11 protein-coding genes, 3 tRNA genes and 2 pseudogenes are annotated in these 17,563 nt (G+C 53.1%); 3 read left to right on the top strand and 13 right to left on the bottom strand.

What is annotated here, in order from left to right; all coding sequences use genetic code 11:
- Nucleotides 1-8: 8 nt before the first annotated feature.
- From THINI_RS16630 to THINI_RS16620, 3 genes are all read right to left on the bottom strand, one after another.
- Nucleotides 9-84 (bottom strand) — tRNA-Thr (locus THINI_RS16630).
- 28 nt (nt 85-112) lie between these two features.
- Nucleotides 113-186: transfer RNA gene (locus tag THINI_RS16625), tRNA-Gly, on the bottom strand.
- A gap of 65 nt (nt 187-251) precedes the next feature.
- Nucleotides 252-336: transfer RNA gene (locus tag THINI_RS16620), tRNA-Tyr, on the bottom strand.
- Between the two features lie 185 nt (nt 337-521).
- Here THINI_RS16620 and THINI_RS16615 point away from each other — a divergent pair.
- Complete coding sequence (locus THINI_RS16615) at nt 522-1,847, top strand: UDP-glucose dehydrogenase family protein (protein ID WP_002709708.1); 1,326 nt, start codon at nt 522-524, stop codon at nt 1,845-1,847.
- A 2-nt stretch (nt 1,848-1,849) separates the two neighbouring features.
- On the opposite strand, the gene THINI_RS16610 is transcribed toward THINI_RS16615, so the two are convergent.
- The 10 genes from THINI_RS16610 to THINI_RS16565 all read right to left on the bottom strand — a co-directional run bounded on the left by THINI_RS16610 (nt 1,850) and on the right by THINI_RS16565 (nt 15,364).
- Complete coding sequence (locus tag THINI_RS16610) at nt 1,850-5,446, bottom strand: translocation/assembly module TamB domain-containing protein (RefSeq protein WP_002709707.1); 3,597 nt, start codon at nt 5,444-5,446, stop codon at nt 1,850-1,852.
- Nucleotides 5,443-7,215, bottom strand: a complete 1,773-nt coding sequence (locus THINI_RS16605; RefSeq protein ID WP_002709706.1) for an autotransporter assembly complex protein TamA — start codon at nt 7,213-7,215, stop codon at nt 5,443-5,445. The genes THINI_RS16610 and THINI_RS16605 overlap by 4 nt, the downstream gene beginning before the upstream one ends.
- A gap of 170 nt (nt 7,216-7,385) precedes the next feature.
- On the bottom strand, nt 7,386-7,883 hold the full coding sequence (locus tag THINI_RS23660; RefSeq protein ID WP_169314637.1) for a DUF2799 domain-containing protein: 498 nt from the start codon (nt 7,881-7,883) through the stop codon (nt 7,386-7,388).
- Nucleotides 7,884-7,969: 86 nt separating this feature from the next.
- The gene (locus THINI_RS16595; protein WP_169314636.1) at nt 7,970-9,106 is read right to left on the bottom strand and encodes a ComEC/Rec2 family competence protein; all 1,137 of its coding nucleotides are present in this window, start codon (nt 9,104-9,106) and stop codon (nt 7,970-7,972) included.
- Nucleotides 9,107-9,184: 78 nt separating this feature from the next.
- The gene (locus THINI_RS16590) at nt 9,185-11,110 is read right to left on the bottom strand and encodes a hypothetical protein (protein WP_002709703.1); all 1,926 of its coding nucleotides are present in this window, start codon (nt 11,108-11,110) and stop codon (nt 9,185-9,187) included.
- Nucleotides 11,111-11,182: 72 nt separating this feature from the next.
- Nucleotides 11,183-11,848 carry a porin family protein gene (locus tag THINI_RS16585; protein WP_002709702.1) on the bottom strand — a complete coding sequence of 222 codons (666 nt, stop codon included), beginning with the start codon at nt 11,846-11,848 and terminating at the stop codon, nt 11,183-11,185.
- Nucleotides 11,849-11,908: 60 nt separating this feature from the next.
- Complete coding sequence (locus tag THINI_RS16580) at nt 11,909-12,346, bottom strand: DUF302 domain-containing protein (RefSeq protein WP_002709701.1); 438 nt, start codon at nt 12,344-12,346, stop codon at nt 11,909-11,911.
- Nucleotides 12,347-12,446: 100 nt separating this feature from the next.
- Nucleotides 12,447-14,315: a clostripain-related cysteine peptidase gene (locus THINI_RS23655; protein ID WP_050988076.1), complete on the bottom strand. Its 1,869-nt coding sequence runs from the start codon at nt 14,313-14,315 to the stop codon at nt 12,447-12,449.
- Nucleotides 14,316-14,438: 123 nt separating this feature from the next.
- Nucleotides 14,439-14,894: a LysM peptidoglycan-binding domain-containing protein gene (locus THINI_RS16570; RefSeq protein ID WP_002709699.1), complete on the bottom strand. Its 456-nt coding sequence runs from the start codon at nt 14,892-14,894 to the stop codon at nt 14,439-14,441.
- Between the two features lie 110 nt (nt 14,895-15,004).
- Nucleotides 15,005-15,364, bottom strand: a complete 360-nt coding sequence (locus THINI_RS16565; RefSeq protein ID WP_002709698.1) for a lysozyme inhibitor LprI family protein — start codon at nt 15,362-15,364, stop codon at nt 15,005-15,007.
- 145 nt (nt 15,365-15,509) lie between these two features.
- Here THINI_RS16565 and THINI_RS16560 point away from each other — a divergent pair.
- A pseudogene (locus THINI_RS16560) lies at nt 15,510-16,304 on the top strand (IS1595 family transposase); the annotation flags it as partial.
- 31 nt (nt 16,305-16,335) lie between these two features.
- Nucleotides 16,336-17,561: pseudogene (locus THINI_RS16555) on the top strand (ISL3 family transposase).
- The last annotated feature ends 2 nt before the right edge of the window (nt 17,562-17,563 follow it).

The following is a 17,563-nucleotide window of genomic DNA, read 5'->3' as shown; positions in this document are numbered from 1 at the left end:
TTAATAACTGGTGCTCTTGGGCAGAATCGAACTGCCGACCTCACCCTTACCAAGGGTGCGCTCTACCATCTGAGCTACAAGAGCAAAAACTATCAAACGACTCAGCCAGAATTGGAGCGGGTGATGGGAATCGAACCCACACCATCAGCTTGGAAGGCTGAGGTTCTACCATTGAACTACACCCGCCTGAAGCCGTTTACCCACACCGCACCGCATGACGACATGAATCAAGCTGAACGTATAAACCAATATGGTGGAGGGGGAAGGATTCGAACCTTCGAAGGCAGAGCCAACAGATTTACAGTCTGTCCCCTTTGACCGCTCGGGAACCCCTCCGACTGGAAAGGCAGGCATTGTGAGTGAATCCCCCGTCAATGTCAACCTGCTAAAACCAGAAATTTGTCATTAATTTTCGGCAGCCAAACTGGTAAGCTTGTCGCCTAATTTGACACAAAAATGAAACGCAACAATCATAATTTGCACCCTATGCAAAAATCCAGTCACTTACCGGAAAACCATTCATGAAAGTTACCATTTACGGTTCAGGCTACGTTGGCCTGGTCACGGGAGCCTGTCTGGCTCAGGTAGGCAACGATGTCCTGTGCGTGGACGTTGATGAACGTAAAATCAATATGTTGCTGAATGGGGAAATTCCCATCCATGAGCCCGGCCTCGACAATATGGTGAAGGAAAACATTGCAGCGGGTCGTCTTAACTTCACCCTATCCGCTGAAGAAGGCGTGCGCCACGGCCTGTTCCAGTTCATCGCGGTTGGCACACCACCGGATGAAGACGGCTCCGCCGACCTGCGCTACGTGCTCACCGTCGCCCGTTCCATCGCCGAACACATGGACAGCTACCGCATCGTGGTGGACAAATCCACCGTTCCGGTCGGCACTGCCGACAAAGTGCGTGCTGCCATGCAGGCGGTACTGGAAGCTCGCAGTGTCAGCATCGAATTCGACGTGGTTTCCAACCCCGAATTCCTCAAGGAAGGCGCGGCCATTGAAGACTTCATGAAACCCGACCGCATCGTGATCGGTGCCGACAACCCACGTACCACAGAGCTGGTACGCGAACTGTACGCCCCCTTCAACCGCAGCCGCGACCGCTTGGTGGTGATGGACATCCGCTCCGCCGAGTTGACCAAATACGCAGCCAACGCCATGCTTGCCACCAAGATCAGCTTCATGAACGAACTGGCCAACATGGCGGAACTGCTGGGCGCTGACATCGAAAAAGTGCGTATCGGCATTGGCTCCGACCCGCGTATCGGCTATCACTTCATTTACCCCGGCTGCGGCTACGGCGGCTCCTGCTTCCCCAAAGACGTACAGGCGCTGGAACGTACCGCACGCGAAATCGGCTACAAGGCAGAACTGCTATCAGCAGTGGAAGCTGTCAACTACCGTCAGAAGGAAAAACCATTTGCCAAACTGCAAAAGCATTACGGTAGCAAGCTGGAAGGCAAAACCATCGCCCTTTGGGGTCTGGCGTTCAAACCCAACACCGACGACATGCGCGAAGCCTCCAGCCGCACCTTGATGGAAATGCTGTGGCAACAGGGTTGCAAGGTACAGGCATTTGACCCGGTAGCGATGGAAGAATGCACCCGCATCTATGGCGAACGTGCAGACCTGACACTCTGCAAAACCGCCGAAGACGCACTCAATGGAGCAGACTGCCTGGCCATCGTCACCGAATGGCAACAATTCCGCAGCCCCAATTTCGATGCAATCAAGACCAAATTGAAAGATCCAGTAATCGTGGATGGGCGCAACCTGTATTCGCCTGAGCAAATGGCGAAAAAAGGTATCACCTATTACGCCATCGGGCGCGGCTGCTAAGCCTACGGCCCCAGCGGCCCCTTGTTGGTGTCGACCTTGTAAATCAGGTCGACACCTTGCTGGATGCCCGCCTGCGCCTCCACCTGCAAATGCTTGTTGATCTGGTAAGTAATCGCCACCCGTTGCAGGGAATCAAACAGGCTCACGATATAGCGCACATACAAACGTGGCCCCAAGCGTTTGCCCAGTGCCAGTTCACTTTGCTGGAAGTTGCCATTTTTCGCTTTCAGCCCAACCTCATCCAACCCCAGACCACCCCCAAGCTGTTGCGCCAGACTATCCCCTCCACTAATCCCCAGACCAGTAATCGCATCCATCAGCAGGGATGACTGGCCGCCACGTACCCCCGACAAGGCACGCCCAGTCAGCAAATAGCTGAGCGTATCGCTTTGCGTCTGTTGCGGGCTGGAAAACAGTTCCGATTCCGGCTGCTGCACAGTTCCCCGCAGCGCAATACCAACCTTGATATCGCCATCATCCACCTCGCGCACCGCCCGCACATCCAGCCCCGGATTATCCAGCGACCCGTTGAACAGCAGCCGCCCACGCTCGATTTTCAGGTTCTGCCCATACGCCTTATAAACACCATTGATCACGTTCAGTACCCCTTCGGCCACGATGTCCTGACGGGTGCGCAATACCCGCAGCCTGCCGGTCAGACGTGCATCCAGACCGAAACCGGTGAATTTCACCTTGTCACCCAGTTCAATGCTGACATTCGGCTTGATGTTCAAAGGTGCTTCCCTGACCAGCACCACTGGTTCCTGCTGACCCGCCGGGGCACGCCCGACAATGATCACATCATCCGACAAGGCACTGGCCGATTGGGGAATTTCACGCAAACTGATAGTTGCCTCCGGAATCAGTAATTTGCCGGTAACTGACACTTCTGAAGGGCTGGCCTGAATCTGCAAATCAGGGGAAACTGTCGCTTGCACCTCGTGGGTATCCATCAACGCCAGATTATTACCGCGCAGGTTTATATCGGCCTGCCACTTGGGCAAGTTGGCCAGCGACAGGCTACCATCTGCCGTCATCGTGCCTACACCCGCCCGCAAGTTGCCACTGACCAGCGCCCGCTCACTGCCATTGGCTTTCATCGTCAGATTAATACTGTTGAGGGTTACGTCAGCTTCCGGCAAATGCACCTGCGCATCCAGCAACCTGACATCCCCAGTGACAGACGGTTTCCTGACCAAGCCGGTAATACCGATGTTGCCAACGATTTTGCCCTGCAAACGGTCAATCTGTGGGGAAAAACGTTCCATCCAGCCAATATCAGGCATATCCGCCGTCAGACGCGCATTGATGCGGTGATTGCCATCCTGCGGCGACAGGTCGAGCGTACCATCTGCCCGCAACTTGCCATAACCAACCACATCCAGCTGCGCCTTAACATCAGAATTCCTGTCATTGAGGCTAAGATTGGCCAGTGCATTGGCGTATTGCAAGGTTTCCACCTTGCCCTTGGCGTTGCGCACGCTGACCGTGCTGTCAGGCAGGCGCAGAGTAACGTCGGCGACCGGCTTGCCGCCACGCTGTTCAAAACGGTAATCGGCATTGGCCACGCCAGCCAGTTTCACTGTATCCGGCAACCATGGGCGCAGCATCACCAGCGGAATCTGTTGCAACACGCCACTGATGCTGAAACCTGCCTGCGGCGTCCAGGCCGGCTTGCCACAAGCGCGCGCGCCCTGCCCTGCCAAGCAAATATTGGAGCTGGAAAACGCCTTGGTGGAAACCTTCAGCCTGGTCGGCTCCGTCAGATTCCAGTTACCAGCAGGCGTATCCCGCAGAGACAGGCTCGGAATGGTTCCCTGCCACTGGCCATTCTTCCAACCACCACTGGCGGTCAGGGCGGCCTTGCCTGCTTTATGGTCAAGTTGTGCCATTACGCGATGGCTTTCCAGCGTGCCCTGCCCACCCAGCTTGGCGGACTCAACCGCATTGTCGCCCGCCTGGAAATCCTTCAGCAGCGCCTTGATGTCATAATGCCCACCGGCTTGTTGCACCTGCATATCCAGTGCGCCGAGACGGTATTCTTGAAAGCGTAGTCCCTTGCCTTTGAGGTCAGCCTGAATTGTCGGTTTGGCCAGCGTACCCTTGAGCAGACCTTCGCCGACCAGACTGCCTTCCAGCCCTTTCCATGCCTTGGCAAGATTCTGCGCGTCCACTTTCCAGCGCAAATCGAATGGTTCGGTGGCTTGCCCGGACACTTCCAGCCGGTTGTTGCCGGACTGGATCAGTACATCCTGCGCCGCCAGTTTGGCATTGCCCCAGTCCAGTTTGCCCTTGGCGTTGAGGTCGTAACCTTCCACCTTGCCCGACAGTTCCGCCACATCCAGTTGCAGTTGCGAGCCATCCGGCTGGCCACGCAGCACGCCGTTGCCTTTGGCCTGCCCCTTGATTTTGGGGTAAAGCTGAGTCAGTTTGGGGGCATCCAGTTGCCACTTAACATCCAGTTGCTGGCCGGCACTACCAGTAGCCTTCAGGCTATTATCGCCGACCCGCGCATCCAGCGACTGCAATGCCAGCAGCTTGCCGTTCCAGTCGCCCTGCCCTTTGACATCCACCGGATACTCGCGCAATTTGCCCTGCAAACGGGAAATATCCAGCGCAATGTCGGTCTTGCCTTCCGCAAGTTTACCGCTGGACGTTAACGCTACCGCCAGATCGGCAGGCCATTCGGGCGCGAACGGGGCGGGGTTGACCTGCTGCCCATCCAGTTTTGCCTCCCAGTGGAAACCAGCCTGCCAGCCGATATGGCCGCTGGCGTTGACTTTGCCAGCCTCGCCATCCAGTTGCAGGCTGCTGATATCCAGCCCGGCAAACGTGCCCTTGCCTTGCAACTTGCCCTGATAGCGTGGGTAAGCGGCATATTTCCAGTCTGCATCCACATCCAGGTCGTAGTGCTGCAATTCACCACCCAGCTGGATAGTGCCCTTGCCCACACCCCATACCCGACTATCGGAATCAAGCTTGATGGTTGCATCCAGTTCATGTGGCTTGCCGAGATCCATCGTACCTGTCAGGTCAAGGTCGGCCTTGCCCTCTGCATCGTAGGTTTCCGCCTTGAGGCTTTCAATCTGCAAACGCCCGTCACGGGTGCGCCCGCTGAGGGTCACATCGCGGAATTGCAGGGGCTGCCCACCCGTGTCGATTTCCAGCTCGCCAATACTGACTTTGCGGGCGTCGATGTTGAACGGTAACACAATGGTCGGCAGTTCGAATGGCTTGTCGCCTTGTGCCGTCTCCGCCGTATGCAGCGGGCGCACCAACAACCGCTCAGCGTGCAAGTTTTCAACCCGCAAGGTGGAAGGCGTGCCGAAATCAAGTTCGTTTTGCAGCTTGACGCCGCTGGCTTCCACCTCCACGCTGGTATCCTGCCAACGTAGTTTGTCCAACGTCAGGCCGTGCGCCAGTGCGCCATCCACCCCTTCCAGATGCAGCTCGGGCACAAACCGTTGCGCACCACCCAGCAGCCAGTGCGTACCGGTACGGGTCAGCGCCAGGAAAGCAACCAGCGTCAGCACCAGCAATACCCCAAACAACAGTACCGCCAGCGGATGCACCAACAGGTATTTCAGCCAGTTCCTCACAAGTCAGGCCCCAGACTGAAGTAGAAATGCACGTCGCCGGGGTCATCCTTGGGGGAGGCAAGGTCGGCACGGATCGGCCCCAGCGGGGATTTGTAACGCACCCCAGCACCCGCGCCCACTTTCATATCCACACTACCCCAATCGTCGAAGGCATTACCGGCATCGACGAAAGCCGCCGCGCTCCATTTATCCGCCAGCGGGTGCTCGTATTCAACACTGGTGGTTAACAAATGCTTGCCACCGATCACGTCACCCGCCGCATTGGTTTCACCGAGGGATTCAAAATCGTAACCACGCACCGAATTCTGGCCACCGGCGAAGAAGCGCAGCGATTTAGGCATTTCGTTCAGGTCATCCGTCAGGGTCGTGCCCACCGCGCCTTCCAGAAGCAGCTTGTCATTATGACGCAAGGTTTGCAGGTATTTGCCGCTCACTTTGCCCTGCAACAGGTTCTGATCACTTAACACACCTTCTTTAGCCCCCTGTACTTCCGCCGCCAGCTGCCAGCCCTTAGCGGGGAACAGCAGATCGTCGGTCTTGGTTTTTTTCACCCTTGCACCCACCAGTGCCAGTTGGGAACGGGTTTCCGGCTCCCCCGTCACCTGGGTAGTTTCATCCAGATAGTTGATGAAAACGGTCTGCTGCCAGTCATCTGCCGCGCGGCGATTGTAGTCCAGCCCGACCTTGATGCCCTTGCTTTCAATATCATCGTTATCACTATGCTGCCAACCAGCGGACAGGCTGGTGTATTCGTGTTCGGGATGCCACAGCGGTACTTTGTAGGTTGCCTCCACCGACTGTTCGGCCTGCCCCACTTGCGCATCGGCCTGGAGCTGATGCCCTTTGTCGTTCACCCAGTGAATATCCATCCCCGCTTCGACCCGGAAACCAGTGTCAGTGCCATAACCAAACTGGCCGGTGTAGGTGTAACGCTTGCGCCGCTGCGCTTCGATTTCCACCGGCACCAGGCCGCCTTGCGCATCCTGGTAATCCCCGCTCACTTGCACATCGCTGTAATAACCGCTGCCCTCCAGAATCTGTTGCTGTTTCAACAGGTTTTCGGCATTGTAGGTATCGCCGTCATGCACCCGCAAATAACGGTTCAGGTATTTTTCGGCCAACACATCCTGCCTTACGCTCACTTTACCGATCTGGTAACGCGCGCCGGTGTCGAAATGCAGCACGACCTGCGCCTGACGGGTGTCGGGGTTGACCCGTATTTCATGCACAGGGTATTCCGCATCGAAAAAGCCGAGGTTGTTGGCGGTACGGCTCAGATTGGCCTTGAAGGTTTCGTAGGGCTGGTGCACAAATACATCACCCGACTGGTAGGGGGGAATGGCGGCAATATCGCGGAACGCCTTCAGATCCTTGCCCTCCCCGCTCAGCTCGATCTCGACCTGGGTAATCTTGACCGGCTGCCCCGGCTGCACGGCCACATTCAACGCCCAGCAATTGGCCTGCTGCGTGGAAATCACCTTGAAACGGGCATCGTAATAGCCCATCGCCTGCGCGCCTTCCTGCAATTTTTCTTCGGCAGATTCGATAAAACGCCCCACCCTGGCACTGGAAGAATCACATTTCAGGTTACGCAGTGATGGCATAAAGGCACGCAAGTTATCCGCCAGCGCGGTATCAGCCCCCTGAATACTGACCTTGACGGGGGATTCGCTTTTGGCAGCCACATCCTCTTCGGTTTGCTGGAAGAATGCCGCCCCCCCCGGCACACTCATTCCCAACAGGCACAAACCCCAGACGAGTTGTTTCATGTACGGCTCCAATCGCAATCCTTTCAGCTTTGACCAGCAGTTATTATAGGATACTCATCCTTTCCCCAGACAAAATACCAGAAAGTTGGCGTCAAGGCAGGAACTGAGCCTGACACCAACAACAGGATGAATGTGCAATTCTCGCCATATATCAGCAAGACTGCGGAGACTTAAAGGCTAATGCTTTCCTTTTCCCGCTTGAGAGCTTCAATTTCCTTCTCGACCAACCCCTTTTCCCGGTGCATGAGATCAACTTCCTGGGCGGAGGATTGCAGTTTTCCAGCCTTGATGTCACTCAGCTTCTGTTCAATCTTGCTGCGCTCATCTTCCTTGCGGCTGATCTCTTTCTGCTTTTCATTCAGCTTTTTGCCTTTAGCCAAACCACGGTTGAAATCCTCGGCCAGCCCTGGCTTGCTGCAAATGTCAGAGACATACTTGCCTTTTTCCCCCACCTCAACACCCCTGTCGTAGGTGCAGAAGGCTTTTGCACCGCTGTTATAGCCAGTCATATAAGCATTCTGGTCGGGTGTCACCCCAGCTTTGGCGCAATCCTTGCCGTAATCACCCAAGCGCATGCTGCTACCATCCATGGCGTCAGCGTAACCGAGCTTCGTCCAGTCGGCGGTTTTGCATTCTTCCGGTTCCAATGTCGCGCATGATGTCAGCAAAACACTGACTCCCATGACCAACCATGCAGATTTCATCGTGTGTATCTCCCTTGTCAAATAAACATGAATTGTGTTGAAAAATTCCCTCAGAAGCTTAACGATTTATAGCCACTCTCGCCTTCTGCCGGGAATTCAATGCGGTAGTTATAAGTTTCTTGCCATTCGGCTTTTTCCCAATGGCGGTTAAAGCGGGTTTTGTAGTTGAAATGCAGGGTGGAACCCGCAGTACCAAACTTGACCAGCTTGGCCATGGCTACATCATCAGGATGCCGGAAACGGTTGCCATTGGTTGAAACCAGGTAATGTTTGCAATCCAGCAGTTCCAGCAAGGTTTTTGACAGATTATTCTGGCTGCCATGATGGGGAATCTTGAACAGGTCAACACTGAGCGGGTTGTCAACTGACGCGCCCAGACGCTTCAGTTCCGATTCCAGCAAATCAGGGTGGGCGTCAGCGGATAACAGGAATTTTTTGCCCTGATATTCCAGCATAAACGCAATACTGCAACCATTGGCTTTGGATGGATCTTTTTTGGTTGTTTGCTCCGCCAACTCATCAATGTCGATCTGCAACTTTTCGGCTTCCGTCAAAATGGACCTGCCCGCTGGCGTCGGGATATGAGGGAAACCGGGAACCATGCCCGCCTGACCGCATTCTTTCTCCCACACGGGGATCATTTCCTCCAGCTTTTTGCGGCTGGGCGAAAGCAGGGTCAGTTGCAAGTCGCCGAAACGGATGATGTTGTCCGGCACGCTAGACAACTCGACCGCCGCCCCGCCAAACTGCCGGTTCCACGCCCAGCCTTTTTGCTGGATCAGCGGGCTGAGTTCCTCCCCCATAACTGCCCCGAACACGGGTGCGGGTTCATCAGGGTCAAGTGCTGTCACCGGCTCTACGGGTGCAGGTGGGGCGGGTGTCGTACCAATCAAATGATACCAGCCGTTAAACCAGATGTTATTGACCTTTATCGCGAGGGAATCATCCTTGAGCAGAGACAACACGCCCTCAATATGGTCACGATCAACGTGCGTAACCACTAATAATTCCAGTTCGTGAATGCCATGCTCGGCAAGATACGGCTTGATAGCCTTTTTATAAGTCGAGGCAAGCCCACCATCAATCAGAACATGTTTTTTGTCGTCGTCTGCACCGTAAGTGATCAGCAGGCAATCACCTTCGTTTGCAGGCAACATTGTCATTGTTAGCGCTTTATCCATCATCATGACCTTTCTTGAAAAAAACCGCCTGCTTTCACAGGCGGCAATGTTGAGTCTTCCTACTAAATACTTGGATAACTTCATTTAACCAAAAATCAACAACAACCATATCAACCCATTATTGTCCCCCTGAGAAGGCGTCATAGGCTGTAAAGCAACTTCCCCGCCGTCATCAGAAGCACTGCTGACCTGCCATTCGCTGTCATGGTTAGGGAACAAGTCATAATTTGAGCAAATCTCCCGTGCACCCAAAGTAGAAAACGGCTGCCAGGTATAAGATTTGGTGTTATCAAATACGCCATCACCATTCTCGTCGTGTTTAATGCTGACCGGATTGTTGTTGGCATCATATTCCCACTGTTCCACCGATGAGGTAATAACTGGCGTCGCCAGTTTCACACCGTTGCCATCCTGATATTCCGTGGTTTTTTCCTTGACGGTTGTGCGCACCCCTTGGTCATTGTAAGCATACGTCAATTGGAAGACCCGTGTCGGACTCTTACCCCCCTCATAATCAGGGTGGTAATGCACGCGAATCTTGGTGGTCAATTTGCCTTTCTGCGCTGCGCCATTGTTGTCATATTGGAAGGTATCCTTATAACGCCCGGTTTCATTCCCATTGACTTTGTAAACACGCTCTTCAGTCCTGGGGTAGCCTTCCGCCGTATAGGTCAAGTTAGTGTAATTACCGGACAGGGTATTGCCGCTGGCATCCTGAACCAGATACTCCCGCTGGGTCACACGACCATCGTCATTGTAGGCGTAGTTCTCAACCTTTTTGCTGAGCAGAGCGCCACCCGCATCCCTTTCTTCCGAAGTGCCACTGGTGACATTACCGGCTGCGTCAAATGTCCGTTGGGTAGTCGTCCGGTATTCCTGGGTATCCCCATTCATGGTCACCTTTTCCACCAACAGCTCATTACCGATACGGTTGAACTGGGTATCAGGATAATAGGTGTGCGCCTTGACATTTCGAGTGTTCGCCCGGAAATCATCTGTCGTTGTATTTTCCTGAACCAGATAGTGGTTAGCATCAAACGTGCGGCTGATCACCATTTCCTGCTGCTTGCTGCCATCAGGAGCAAAGGTAATAAATACCTCCCTGACCATGCCACCCTCAGCATCATATTGCATCTGATGTTCATTTTTACCGATTGCAGACACTTGGGTTTCTGAGGTTGCTCTGCCTTCAGCCTCGTGTACGATGGAAATCTCGGTCTTATCGCCGTTGGCTGCTGTTTTCACCACATGATTGACACGCCCTTGGTCATCATGGGACACAACCGACTTTTCCTCCCCGGCATTACGGTCAACCGCCGTTACATCATAACCGGGGAAACGCAGCGTCCCACTAGACCCCGCTTCCAGTTCCTTTAACAGCGGAGACGGGCATGAAACGTATAACTCATGTTGATACAAACCGGCTTTGGCTGCCTGTAGCTGCACCTGCCGTACCTGCGGTTCAAACAAGGAAGCGTCTTGGTCAAACTTGACGCGCCCGGTTTGCAGGAATGGTAATACATCCAAACCGGCTGGCAGTTGCACCCCATCCGTCAGGTCATCGTTTCTATCCAGTGACGCTAGCAAGGTCAGGCGGTTAGCCCATTGGTCAAAAGCCAACACCTCCAGCGTACCAGACGCTTTTTTCATATCGGCCAGCAGCGTATCCGGGGTAACGCCGCCACCCGCCAGCGTGAACAGACTGGTAGCCTGCCCTGAAGCCTGTGGGCAAGTAACACTACCCAGTACCACACTGCCCAGCTTGAAACTGACGGTTTCGCCGGATTGACAACTGTATTCGCCGGTAGCGCCGGTTTTGCCGGACGATGACTGGCTGCCGACATAAGCCAGCCCTTCAATAGCCGGTGAGGCAAGACGAGCGGATACGGTCGCCACACTAGGCGTGGTATTGCCACCACCTGAACTCCCGCCACCACAAGCCGTCACTAACACGGCAGCCGCAATATGTGCTGACAATACCTTCAGCTTTAAATGCTTTATCGTATACATATCTATTTTCCTGTTTATAAAAGCCCTTAATCAATACGCCGACAGTAGCACTGCCACCCTCAATTATTAACACTAGAAACTATAACCCAGCCCTAAAGACAACACGCCCGTACTGCTTTTAACTGTTTCAAGGCTATTATCAGCATTATCAAACAGGTCTTCCCGCTGACCTAACTCATGGTAATAATCAAATCCCGTATTCACAGCCAAGTGATTCGACAAACGATAACCCACTCCCAAACCTACAGTCGGTGTAAACCCGGTATCGGATACTTTGAGTTCAGCAGGTAACAACACATCATCATAAGTGGCTTTAGATTGATAATAGGCAACCCCTGCTTTAGCATAAGCACTCACCTGATGACCTAACGCCGCAGAGCCAACCACACCTAATGTCAAGGCTCTGGTTTTTTGTTCACCCATGCCATATAGGCCATCTGGATATTCTACAGCATCAAAAGTTCTCCCCAAATCCACATACCCGGCTTCAATCGCCACCTTATCCGTTACCCTGTAACCGGCGCGAACCCCGACTGCCTGATCAGCACGTTCTGCCAAATAATCCCCAGAACCAGCGTCGAAATAATACAAATCGGTATTATCGCTGTTTTCAGTGATACCAGCATCCACTGCCAGATAACGTTCCCCAATACCACCAGCGTATGCCGTTTCAGCACCCATCAATACGGAAACCACTACAAAAGCACTAAGGCTTCTGTTCCCCAAGAATACTTCCATAAAACCCCACCCCTGTTTATAACACTCTATTACTTTAAAAACTGATAGGCTTGCAGCAAATCACTTAGCAAGCGCATCCAGCATTTCCATAACGTCTTTTTCAGCAGCCGCACTCAGCTTTTCCATTTCTGCACTAGGAGCCAAAATATTCATATAACGTGGATTCAAGACAGAAATTTCTGTTTTGCCATCTTTTTGGTAAACGCCAATGTTACCGCATGGTGCCAAAGCGCTCATTTGCAGACCTTGTTTCCACAATTGCTTACCCACTTCAGCAACACAAAACTTTACCAGTGTAATCTCGCCCTTTTTTACCTTGTGTGCCCCTAAAAAGTTCCATTCCCGTTTTTTGGCATAATCCTCCACCTCCTTGGCAAAAACTTCCGGCGTCTTTTCAATCTGGCGTATAATAATCATATCATTATCTGCCATGGATGATACCGGCGTAGCCAATACGGTCAGCGCCATTACACAAATACTAAAAGTCTTAACCAACATGAATAACTCTCCTCAATAAAAACACTCAAACAAAAAATAACCCATAACGGGGTCAGTCATAAAAACGACTGCCCCTCCAAAACGTCACAAGCCGTACTTTTTAAGGCGAGGTCATCGTGTAGGGTTCACCTAACCCGAGATTGCCTGAAAAATCCTCCGCCATCATCATAAAGACATAAGTACCCGGCGGCTGTTCCTCGATGGAAAAATCCATATCGTCATCTTCCGACCACACAAAACTTTCCCCGTAAGGCTCCAGTGTATCCTCCCCATCTGCAAGACTGATGATCTGGACATAAGGCTGAATGATCGCACCTGACTCAGGCTCTTCAACACGAGGTGCCGCCCCACTCTCATCCTGTACCAGCAAACCTACCGGTTCCGGCTCGCTGGCTTCTGAGTCATCCATCTTGATCCGTAACGCCGCTTCTTTACCATTATAAGTGATAGGAATGTCGTAATACTCATCTTTGCTGACTGGATCAGTATCAACCAAATAGACCGCAACCGGATGCCCATCCAAAGTAATGGCGCCCAGTTCCAACCCAGCAGTAGTTTTGCCAGAGGTATCCATCGTATCCGGGGAATCCAGCCGCCACACCCGTATCTGATTGCCGGGCAGTCGCTCGCCCATCATGACCACCACCTGCGCCAGATCCTCATCCGCCACTGTCGCACTAATGGTATCGCCAACGCGGCTTTCACTCTGAAAAACAGGTGGCAAGGTGTCATTGTAAGCATCTTGCACATAGTCATTTAACAGCTTTTGCCAACTGGGTGGCGCACTGCTATCTGCATAATGGCGTAAAATATTCTGGAGCGTCTGCTGCTTGCTGACATCGCTGCTGTCAATTTGCCGGTGCGGCATGTATACCGCCAAACCATGGGAATAGTGCTGGTCAGGCGAGCCCACTTTATAAACAACAGCCTCATCCAGCAACCTGGTGATATTAGCCGCTTCTGCCGGATAAACACCGACAAGGTTTTGTGCCAGGTGTTTCAGGTCAACCATATCCAGATAGTTACCCCTGACAGGATTCTTGCCGTAACTAGCCGACAGATTTCTAGCCTTGGCCAACGGCAAGCGGGCGCTGGAACCATTGGTCATGAGACTTGTCTCTGCCTTGCCCGCCAGTGTGCCAACACCTGCCATCAGCGCCTCTACCTTGCCAAGATCAGTGACCGACAAGGTAATACCCGATGCGTCCTGATTAGAAGCCAGATAGCTATCGGCAATGACCGAACCTAATGCATCACCTTTCATACCGGAATCCTGCTGCAAGGCTTGCAGCCAAGCCGTATAGTCCCATCCGGTTCCCGGCTCAGTTTCTTGGGATGCGACCAAATAATTGGCATAACGGCTGGCAATATTGGCCACTTCCATAGTCGCCATCAGGCAGGCATCGAACCCAATGACCTCAAACTGCTTACCCGTAACCGCCAGACTGGTGTTCAGTGCCTGGTCGATTTCCGGCAGGGATAAACCATCATAGCCGTGTACTTCATCAAACCCATACACTTCTCCATCATTCGTTGCCGAACCGCCACCATGATTCCACATCACCAGCGTATACTTGTCCGCCGGATAGGTCTGGATACCCCAGGTCACGAAGTCTTGCAAGGTTTGGGACAGCCCCATGTTCAGGCTACCGAGATCCGCCAAGGTTTGCACACCACCCTGTTGCACTAAACGACGCTTGACGGTGCGCCAGCCATCAGTATCCGCCCCGCCAGTTTCCAACACGACTTTCACGTTATCAGATGAACCCACTTTCACCATTTCGGCTATATCAGCAGTGGCAGCCCCCCCATCGCTTTCAAGATCAGAGCCAACCATATAAACCAGCACCGTGTGTTTGGCGGCGGCAGCATTACTGCCACCGCTGCCACAACCCACCAACATCATGGTCAGGCACAAAACACCCAACTGCATCCCCATATTTCGGAAAGTATTGACATAAAACTTCATTACCAGAACCCCAACTGAACAAGCCATACACTCACTGCATATACTCATCTTCCCCTAAAACCGACCGATATTTAAATAATATCAATCACACCAATACCGGAGATTTAATTACCACTGGGTATTTCAGTCATACATAACATCTGAAGTATTCAGAAGCTGTCCTTCCCTGATACCATAAGGTTTTTTTAGGCTGTTTAAGCTAATCAGCTTCTCCACGCTAACACCGGTTGCTCGTGAGATGGAATACAGCGTATCACCTGCCATCACATAATGTACCGACTGACGTGGAACCCCAGACCAGGAAACACCGCCTGTAGGAGTAGCAGGAGTCTGTTTGCTACTGGCAGCTTTATCTGCAGCATACTTTATCTTCTGGCCGACCATGACTTTTTTGACATCAGTGATACCATTTATTTTCATCAGTTGTTGCCAGGAAAAGTTTACCTGCTGGCCAATTGACCCTAAAGTGTCACCCTGCTGGACTACGCAAACACCTTTGGCACAAGAAGCGGAATGCGCCAAACCCGCCACCCCCATTAGCAAAACTACCGCCATTACCTTCAATACTGAATTTTTCATACAAAAAACCCCTTGCCACCCAAAACAAGCAGCACTTATCAACGCCTTATTTAAAATGGCCATTCATCAAAAACAACAAATGGCCAAGAAGGAGGAAACAATAAACCTGATTACAGGTTTTGCAACTCTTCATCACGCTGCATGGTCATGCGGATAATGCAACGCATCGCTGTTTGGGCAACACCGCCGCCGCCAGCAGAATTACGGCTTTCAAAATCACATTGTGCATCACGCATCTGAATCCAGCCAAGCTGCATTTTTTTCAGGGCAGCTATTTTAGCCTTATCGTCTTTATGAAGATCTTGCAATTGTTTGTAAGCACCATTCAATCCGCTATTAACTTGTGCTTCGCAAATATCCAGATTATTAGGGTCACTCAAGACATCTTCATCTGTACAATTCAAACCAGTACCAGCAGTAGCCACACCAGAAAATGCCAGCAATACAGAGGCAAGGAACAGTTTTTTCATAAGACACTCCTAAATAAATATACGGATTGGGGGAACAATAAAAATTGGCTCATTATGTGTTTCGGGGTCTTGCCGAATGCCCCTTGAAATTGGCAACGACCTCCCCCAACTGATAACCATCCGATAAGCCAGAATAGGGAAGCCGGTGGGGAGTTTGATCAGCATAGCCAGCCTGACCAGTGATGAAGCCTGCTACCAGCAAGTCCGCGCGTTGCACTGGCCTGATGGGGTGGTGTGCCCGCATTGCGGTTCACGGGAAACCATCCGCCGGGGCAAAGATGACCGGCAGCCGGAACGGCAACGCTACCAGTGCAAAGGTTGCAACAAGCGTTTTGATGACCTGACGGGGACGGTGTTTGAGGGGCATCATCAGCCGCTGAAGGTATGGATATTATGCCTGTACCTGATGCCGCTGAACCTGTCCAACCAGCAAATCGCCCACGAACTGGGATTGAACAAAGACGATGTGCAGGCCATGACGGGCCAGTTACGGCAGGGTATTGAGAAAAAAACACCGGTAAGCCTGTCTGGGAATGTTGAATTGGATGAAGTTTACGTCAAAGCTGGGCATAAGGGACACCCGGCAGCCGTTATGCGTGCAGGCCGCAAGGGGCGGTGGCGGGGGCTGAAAGGCGCACCGGGGCGCGGCACGCTGGAGAAAGACAAACCGCCCATCTTTGGCATGATCCAACGCTCTGGGGAGGTAGTGATCCGTATGTTGGCGAACGTCAAACAGGCCACGATCAAGCCCCTGATACTGGAAGCCGTGGCGGCTGGCACGCTGGTGTATACCGACGAGTACAGCATTTACAGCCAGTTGGAAGAGTGGGGTTACGATCATAAGACAGTCAACCACGGCGCGGGTGAATATGCCCGTGATGAGGATGGCGACGGTTTCCATGAAGTCCACGTCAACACCATGGAAGGTTTTGGCTCTATGTGAATCGTAGTGGGTAGATTATCCTAAGGGTATGAACAGCGACACACTATTTGGAATGGCCTTGGGGCTGACCTCACCTTGGCAGGTGGACAGCATCGACTTCAGCGGGACGGAAGGACGCCAGGAATTGCACATCCGTATCAGCTTCGCGCGTGGCAGCCGTTTTGCCGACCAAAGCGGGGAACCTTGCCCGGTGCATGACACGGTGGAGCGGCGTTGGCAGCACCTGAACTTCTTTGAGCATACCTGTTACCTGCATTGCCGTGTCCCGCGCATCCGCACCGGATCGGGTCAGGTTGAGACGGTTGCCGTCCCCTGGGCGCGTCCCGGAAGTGGCTTCACGCTGCTGTTTGAGGCGCTGGCCATGGCACTGATCGAACGGGAGATGCCGGTCAACCGGGTGGCGGAACTGATGCGGGTCAACCCGCAACGCATCTGGACGGTGTTCAACCACTGGGTTTGTGAAGGCCGCCAGCAGGATGACCCGTCCGGCATCACCCGGCTGGGGGTGGACGAGACCTCCACCCGCAAAGGGCACAACTACATCACCGTGGGGGTTGACCTGGATGCCCGCCGCGTCGCCCATGCCACCGAAGGCAAGGGCAAGGAAACGCTGTCCCAGATCCAGAAACACCTAGCCAGCCATGAGGTGAAACCGTCACAAATCACCGATGTCAGCATTGACCTGTCGCCTGCATTCATTGCCGGAGTAGGGAAGCCTTCCCGGATGCCGCCATCACCTTTGACCATTTCCACGTCACCCAGTTGCTGAACAAGGCCATGGACAAGGTGCGCAAGCTGGAGCGCAAGGAACATGCCGACCTCAAAGGCCACAAGTACACCTTCCTGAAAAACTACGATAACCTGTCAGAACAGCAGGAGCAGTCACTGGCAGCGTTCATCACCCTCTACCCCACGCTGGGTACTGCCCACCGTCTCAAGGTGCTGTTCAACGACCTGTGGACAATGCCCGACAGGAAAACGGCGGAAGCCTTCCTGCAACAATGGTGTGATGAGGTGGATTCTGCTGGCATCCCGGCCTTCCAGACGTTTGCCAACACCGTCCGGGCGCACTGGTCGGGGATCATCCGGTTCGTTGAATCACACATCTCCAACGGCATCCTCGAAGGCATCAACCACAAAATACAGTTGGCCAAACGGCGGGCGCGGGGGTTCCGCAATACCCACAACCTCATCAACATGGTTTACTTCCTGTGCGGCAAACTGGAGTTCAGTTACCCACGGTATTCCACATAGAG

The sequence above is a fragment of the Thiothrix nivea DSM 5205 genome, assembly GCF_000260135.1.
Classification (GTDB): Bacteria; Pseudomonadota; Gammaproteobacteria; order Thiotrichales; family Thiotrichaceae; genus Thiothrix; species Thiothrix nivea.
This window is presented reverse-complemented; position numbering and strand designations above follow the sequence as displayed.

What these genes read in the sequence shown, in the direction of transcription:
- THINI_RS16590 (WP_002709703.1), bottom strand. Translation starts at nt 11,110, where the DNA reads ATGTATACGATAAAGCATTTAAAGCTGAAGGTATTGTCAGCACATATT.
- THINI_RS16615 (WP_002709708.1), top strand. Translation starts at nt 522, where the DNA reads ATGAAAGTTACCATTTACGGTTCAGGCTACGTTGGCCTGGTCACGGGA.
- THINI_RS16605 (WP_002709706.1), bottom strand. Translation starts at nt 7,215, where the DNA reads ATGAAACAACTCGTCTGGGGTTTGTGCCTGTTGGGAATGAGTGTGCCG.
- THINI_RS16565 (WP_002709698.1), bottom strand. Translation starts at nt 15,364, where the DNA reads ATGAAAAAACTGTTCCTTGCCTCTGTATTGCTGGCATTTTCTGGTGTG.
- THINI_RS16595 (WP_169314636.1), bottom strand. Translation starts at nt 9,106, where the DNA reads ATGATGATGGATAAAGCGCTAACAATGACAATGTTGCCTGCAAACGAA.
- THINI_RS16585 (WP_002709702.1), bottom strand. Translation starts at nt 11,848, where the DNA reads ATGGAAGTATTCTTGGGGAACAGAAGCCTTAGTGCTTTTGTAGTGGTT.
- THINI_RS16570 (WP_002709699.1), bottom strand. Translation starts at nt 14,894, where the DNA reads ATGAAAAATTCAGTATTGAAGGTAATGGCGGTAGTTTTGCTAATGGGG.
- THINI_RS23655 (WP_050988076.1), bottom strand. Translation starts at nt 14,315, where the DNA reads ATGAAGTTTTATGTCAATACTTTCCGAAATATGGGGATGCAGTTGGGT.
- THINI_RS16580 (WP_002709701.1), bottom strand. Translation starts at nt 12,346, where the DNA reads ATGTTGGTTAAGACTTTTAGTATTTGTGTAATGGCGCTGACCGTATTG.